At 71.7% G+C, this 5792-nt stretch carries 5 protein-coding genes; 3 read left to right on the top strand and 2 right to left on the bottom strand.

The features are described 5' to 3' along the window. Window positions 1–132 precede the first annotated feature (132 nt). A complete protein-coding gene (fahA, locus tag ABZ318_RS38790) occupies window positions 133–1359 on the bottom strand; it encodes a fumarylacetoacetase (RefSeq protein ID WP_356907119.1) in 1227 nt (408 codons plus the stop codon). Between the two features lie 295 nt (window positions 1360–1654). On the opposite strand from fahA, the gene ABZ318_RS38785 reads away from it, so the two are divergent. From ABZ318_RS38785 to ABZ318_RS38775, 3 genes are all read left to right on the top strand, one after another. Then, window positions 1655–2980 carry a peptidase gene (locus ABZ318_RS38785; RefSeq protein ID WP_356907118.1) on the top strand — a complete coding sequence of 442 codons (1326 nt, stop codon included), beginning with the start codon at window positions 1655–1657 and terminating at the stop codon, window positions 2978–2980. A gap of 293 nt (window positions 2981–3273) precedes the next feature. Further along, on the top strand, window positions 3274–4284 hold the full coding sequence (locus ABZ318_RS38780) for a polyprenyl synthetase family protein (protein WP_356907117.1): 1011 nt from the start codon (window positions 3274–3276) through the stop codon (window positions 4282–4284). A 116-nt stretch (window positions 4285–4400) separates the two neighbouring features. Next, window positions 4401–5576: a sigma-E factor regulatory protein RseB domain-containing protein gene (locus tag ABZ318_RS38775; RefSeq protein WP_356907116.1), complete on the top strand. Its 1176-nt coding sequence runs from the start codon at window positions 4401–4403 to the stop codon at window positions 5574–5576. Between the two features lie 84 nt (window positions 5577–5660). Here the strand turns inward: ABZ318_RS38775 and ABZ318_RS38770 are convergent. After that, window positions 5661–5792, bottom strand: a 132-nt coding sequence (locus ABZ318_RS38770; protein WP_356907120.1) for a proprotein convertase P-domain-containing protein, incomplete at its 5' end; no start/stop codon positions are given.

Below are 5792 nucleotides of genomic sequence, written 5' to 3'. Positions count from 1 at the left end.
AGACCGTGTGCAGGCCCTCGCTCTTCACGAGGCCCTGCATCTTCGTGTACTCCGGACCCATCTTCGCGCGGGTCTTGATCCACTCGGGCTTGCGCCCGGCTCGGGGGCGAGCCGGGCCCTTCGCGTACGGGCTCAGGCCGAGGGGACGATCCGGCCGCGGACCTCGCCGAGCGCCACCCGGGTGCCGTCCGGGCCCGGCGCCCAGGCCGTGAGGACGACCTCGTCGCCGTCCTCCAGGAACGTCCGCTTGCCGCCCGGCAGTTCGAGGGCGTCACGGCCGTTCCAGGTGAGCTCCAGGAGCGAGCCGCGCTGGTTCACCTCGGGCCCGGAGACCGTGCCGGAGCCGTACAGGTCGCCGGTGCGGAGCGAGGCGCCGTTCACCGTCATGTGGGCGAGCTGCTGGGCCGCCGTCCAGTACATGGAGGAGAACGGCGGCTCGGCCACCACCTCGCCGTTGATCTCCACCGAGATCCGCAGGTCGAAGCCGCCCGGCTCCTCCTCGGCCGCGTCGTCCAGGTACGGGAGGAGCGGGAAGTCCCGCGCGGGCGGGGCGGTCCTGGCGGCGTCCAGGGCCTCCAGGGGCGTCACCCACGCCGACACCGAGGTCTGGAACGACTTGCCGAGGAACGGGCCCAGCGGCACGTACTCCCAGGCCTGCACGTCCCGCGCCGACCAGTCGTTGAGCAGCGTCAGGCCGAAGACGTGCTCACGGAAGTCGGAGAGCGGGACGGGCCGGCCGAGCTCGGACGGGGTGCCGACCAGGAAGCCGACCTCCGCCTCGATGTCCAGCTTGACCGAGGGGCCGAAGACCGGGGCCGGGTCCGAGGGGGCCTTGCGCTGCCCGGAGGGGCGCACGACATCGGTCCCGGAGACCACGACCGTGCCCGCGCGACCGTGGTAACCGATCGGCAGGTGCTTCCAGTTGGGGGTGAGCGCGTCGCCGTCCGGGCGGAAGATGCGGCCCACGTTCGTCGCGTGGTGCTCGCTCGCGTAGAAGTCGACGTAGTCCGCGACCTCGTACGGCAGGTGCAGCGTCACCGCGTCCAGCGGGTGCAGCAGCGGCTCGATGTCCGCCCGGTGCGCGGGCACCGTCACCCAGGCCGTCAGCGCCCGGCGGACGTCGCGCCAGGCGGTCCGCCCGGCCGCGAGCAACGGGTTGAGGCTGGGCTGCGCGAGCAGCGTCGCGTACGGGGAGCCGAGCGCGTGCGCCGCGGCACCCGCGTCCAGGACGTGCCCGCCGATGCGGACGCCGAGCCGGCGCCGCCCGGGCTCGTCGGCGGTGGAGAAGACGCCGTACGGGAGGTTGTGCGGGCCGAAGGGGTCGCCCTCGGCCAGATCGAGCGGGCTGTGCTCGGACATCGGTGCGTGCCTCGCTTTCCACGTGTGTGGGGGACACGTTACGGGGCGGGCCGCCGGGGGCGGATGACATGGATCACACAGAAAGTGCGGCCTCCGTGGGCAACTGCCCGCATTCGCGCGGTATGTGTCCCGGGCGCTCCCGGAACGCCCCTGCGAGCTGCGGAAACAGGGCTCCCCGCGGCCACCTTCCCGCCCTACGATCATGCCGGGTGCCGCGCCGCGTGAGGTAGCCGCTGGCGCGCGCCCGCCACCGTTCTTCGCAGCTTTCTCTTCAGACCAGGAAAAGGTCCACAACGTGAAGATCCGCCGCATCCTGGCGACCGCCGTGGCCGCCGCCGTGACCACTCCGGTCGTGTTCCTCTCGGCCGCGCCGGCGTTCGCCGACACCAAGCCGTCGACCGCGTCGACGCAGAAGCCCGCCTCGGACGAGGACGACCTCGACGACATGCCGTCGATCGAGGAGCTCAAGGCCGCCGTCGCCGTGGCGCAGAAGGCGTACGACGAGGCCGTCGCCGAGCTCGCGAAGGCCAAGGCGGACGTCGAGGCCCTCACCAAGGCCGATCACCCGCTGGCCGTCGCCGCCGCCGAGGCGAAGAAGGCCGCCGACGAGGCCGCCGCCAAGAAGACCGCCGCCGACGAGGCGCTCGTCAAGGCCCAGCAGGCCGAGCAGGCCGTGAAGGACAAGCCGGACGCCACCGACCAGGAGAAGGCGGACGCCGCCGCTGCCGTCACCGCCGCGCAGACGGTCGCCACCGAGGCGGCGACCGCGAAGACCGCCGCCGACGCGAAGCTGACGGAGGCCACGGCCGCCCTCAAGACCGCCAAGGACGCCGCCGAGCAGGTGCTCAAGCTCGCCCAGAAGGCCGAGAAGGCCGCCGAGGAGGACCTCGACGAGGCCAAGGCGGACCTCGAGTTCGCCGAGGAGATGGAGGGGGAGTGCGCCGACGAGGCCCCCCTCAAGGTCGCGCTGACCGGCCCCAAGAAGGTCACGGCCGGCAAGAGCGCCCTCTTCTCGCTGCGCGTCACCAACGACACGGGCCGGAACCTGGACGCGGTCGAGGCCTACGTCAACGCCCTGCGGGGCCCCGAGCCCGGTGAGGTCATCGACGACGAGACGGACCTGACCGACCGCTTCATCGCCGTCGAGTGGTCCTCCGCCGACAACCTGGAGTGGACGTCCTTCACCGAGAAGTTCCCCTCCATCGAGATCGGCAAGCTCGCCAAGGGCGGTCACGCCGACGTGAAGCTGCGCCTCACCGTCGACGCGGACGCCCCGGCCGGCAAGGGCGTGGCCTTCGCCTTCAGCGCGTACGAGAACAACGACGGCAGCTGCGGCACCGGCGACGACTTCTCGACCCTGGACTTCGAGATCCTCGCCGCCGACAAGGGCGACAAGCCGAAGCCGACGGACACGCCGACCCCGGCGCCGACCGTCACCACCGGCGGCAACACGAACACCACCCAGCAGGGCGGTTCGTCCGTCACCCCCGTGAAGGGCACCCTCGCCGCCACCGGTGCGAACGACACCCTCCCGCTCGGCTTCGCCGCCGCCGGGGCCGTCGCCCTGGGCGCCGGCGCGCTGGTCGTCGCCCGCCGCCGCAAGGCCGGCGCCGACGCGTAGGACCGCCTGGATCCCCCGTACGGCCGTGCTCGGCCCGCCGTGCGGGGGATCCGTCGTATCCGGGGCGCCGCTCACCGTTCGTATCGATGTCGATCGCCGTTCGGGGTAAAACGCCCGCTTCCGGTCGTATGAGCTGATCGCGAACATACCGGGGTGACGGGAAGGCGCCCACGGTGATCGAAACGTGACCGGATACGCTGGCTTGAGTGCATGGACCGACACATCGACAATCCGAATGAGCGGTGTGCGGTCCGGACAGCGTCAGCAGGCGTCAGCAGACAGGAGACCCCCTCGTGACCGTCGTCGGGCCGTTCGGTCTTAGCGTGCGGGACCAGGCTCTTGAGGCCGATGTCCAGACCGGTTTGGCGGCTGTGGAGGCGGGCCTCCTGGACGCCACCAAGAGCGATGTCCCCTTCATCACGGAGGCCGCGCAGCACCTCGTCCTGGCCGGGGGGAAGCGGTTCCGCCCCCTGCTCGTGATGCTCGCCGCCCAGTTCGGCGACCCCCACGCGCCGGGCGTCGTGCCCTCCGCCGTGGTCGTCGAGCTCACCCACCTGGCCACGCTCTACCACGACGACGTCATGGACGAGGCCGACGTCCGGCGCGGCGTCGACAGCGCCAACACCCGCTGGGGCAACTCGATCGCCGTCCTCACGGGTGACTTCCTCTTCGCCCGCGCCTCGCACACGCTCGCGGACCTCGGCCCCGAGGCCGTACGCATCCAGTCCGAGGCGTTCGAACGGCTCGTGACCGGCCAGATCCTGGAGACGGCCGGCCCGATGGACGGCCGCGACCCCGTCGAGCACTACCTCGACGTCCTCGGCGGCAAGACCGGCTCCCTCGTCGCCGTCTCCTGCCGCTTCGGCGCCATGATGTCCGGCGCCGACGAGAGCGTCATCGACACCCTCACCCAGTACGGCGAGCGGCTCGGCGTCGCCTTCCAGCTCGCCGACGACGTCCTCGACATCGCCTCCGACTCCCACGAGTCCGGCAAGACCCCCGGCACCGACCTCCGCGAGGGCATCCCGACCCTCCCCGTCCTCCACCTGCGGGCCGCCGCGGCCGCCCACGGGCGCCCCGAGGACCTGGAGCTCGTCGCCCTGATCGACAGCGACCTCAGCGACGACGAGCGGCACGCCGAGGCCCTGCGCCGACTGCGCGCCCACCCCGCCCTGGAGCAGGCCCGCCGGGACACCGTGCGGTACGCCGAGGAGGCGCGCGCCATGCTCGCGCCGCTGCCCGACGGGTACGCGAAGGCGGCCCTGGCGGAGATGTGCGACGCCGTGGTCCACCGCGCGGGCTAGGGCTTCTCGGGGTCGGGTCATCCCGAAGCAGTACGTGAGGTTGATCCCGGGGGCTGACGATTCCGGGCCTCCGAGTTGGTGAGATGGTCACATCGACAACGGAGGTAGCGGAGACCATGGCAGAGACCCGTAAGGCGAGCCGGTTCATCGTCCCGGTCGCGGTGGCAGGAGTGGCCGCGGCGACCATCGGCCTCGTCCCGGCGCTGGCGGCGTCCGGAGACCCCGACCTGCCCGAGATCACGGCCCGGCAGCTCATCGAGAAGATCGCCGCCTCGGACACCCAGACCCTGTCCGGCACGTTCAAGATCTCCACCGACCTGGGCCTGCCGGCCCTCGACGGCCTGGCGTCCGGCTTCGGAGCCCTGGACGCCGACGGCGGCTCCCCGTCGGCGGACCCGTCCGAGAAGCTCACCGAGCTCCTCTCGGGCAGTCACACCCTGCGCGTGGCGGCGGACGGCCCCGAGCGCCAGCGCCTCACCCTGCTCGACGGCTCCGACGAGTACAGCCTGATCCACAACGGCGACGACGTCTGGGCCTACGACAGCAAGTCGAACGAGGCCTTCCACGAGAAGGGCGCTTCGTCCGGCGCCCCCGAGAAGGACAGGGAGCTCCCCGGCACGCCCAAGCAGCTCGCCGACGAGGTCCTGAAGGCCGCGGGCGACACCACGTCGATCACGGTCGACGGGACGGCGAAGGTGGCCGGCCGGGACGCGTACCAGCTGGTGATCAAGCCGAAGCAGAGCGGTTCGACGGTCGAGTCGGTGAAGATCGCGGTGGACGCGGCGAACGGCACCCCGCTGAAGTTCACCCTCTCCTCGGTCGAGGGCGGCAAGCCGGTCGTCGACGCGGGCTTCACGAAGGTCGACTTCGGGAAGCCGGCCGCCTCCGAGTTCACCTTCGAGGCGCCGAAGGGCACGAAGGTGACGGAGGGCGCGGCGGAGAAGGGCGACGAGGCCGCGAAGGACCTGCCCGAGGGCTTCGAGGGCGGCCTGCCCGGCCTCGGGAAGGCCTTCGGCGGCTCCGGCTCCGGGGAGGGCGTGAACGTCATCGGCGAGGGCTGGACGACGATCGCGAAGCTCGACACCGGCGCGCCGGCGCCCAAGACCGACGAGGCGCCGAAGGAGATCCAGGGCTTCCTGGACTCCTTCGGCGACAAGGTCACCGGGAAGTTCGGCTCCGGCACCGTCTTCAAGACGAAGCTGGTGAACGCCCTCCTCACCGACGACGGCAAGGTCTACGTCGGCGCGGTGACGAAGGACGCGCTGGTGGACGCGGCGAACGCCGGTAGGTGACGGCGGAGTTGGGACCCCGGGCGGGTCGGGGGCGATGGTCACCGACCCGCCCGGGAGTTCTGCGTTTCCGCGGGAGGACGGGCCTTACGGGAAGGTCAGCTTGAAGCCGCTGATGTAACCCGTGTCGATCGACGCCTTGTCCTGGACGCGGAGCTTCCAGGTGCCGTTGGCGACCTCGGTGGAGGCGTTGACGGTGTACGTCTGGTTGATGTTGTC

The sequence above is a fragment of the Streptomyces sp. NPDC006197 genome, assembly GCF_040613865.1.
Taxonomy (GTDB): Bacteria; Actinomycetota; Actinomycetes; order Streptomycetales; family Streptomycetaceae; genus Streptomyces.
This window is presented reverse-complemented; position numbering and strand designations above follow the sequence as displayed.

Excerpts from the sequence above, each read along its gene's own strand:
- ABZ318_RS38775 (WP_356907116.1), top strand. The coding sequence starts at position 4,401 with ATGGCAGAGACCCGTAAGGCGAGCCGGTTCATCGTCCCGGTCGCGGTG.
- fahA (WP_356907119.1), bottom strand. The coding sequence starts at position 1,359 with ATGTCCGAGCACAGCCCGCTCGATCTGGCCGAGGGCGACCCCTTCGGC.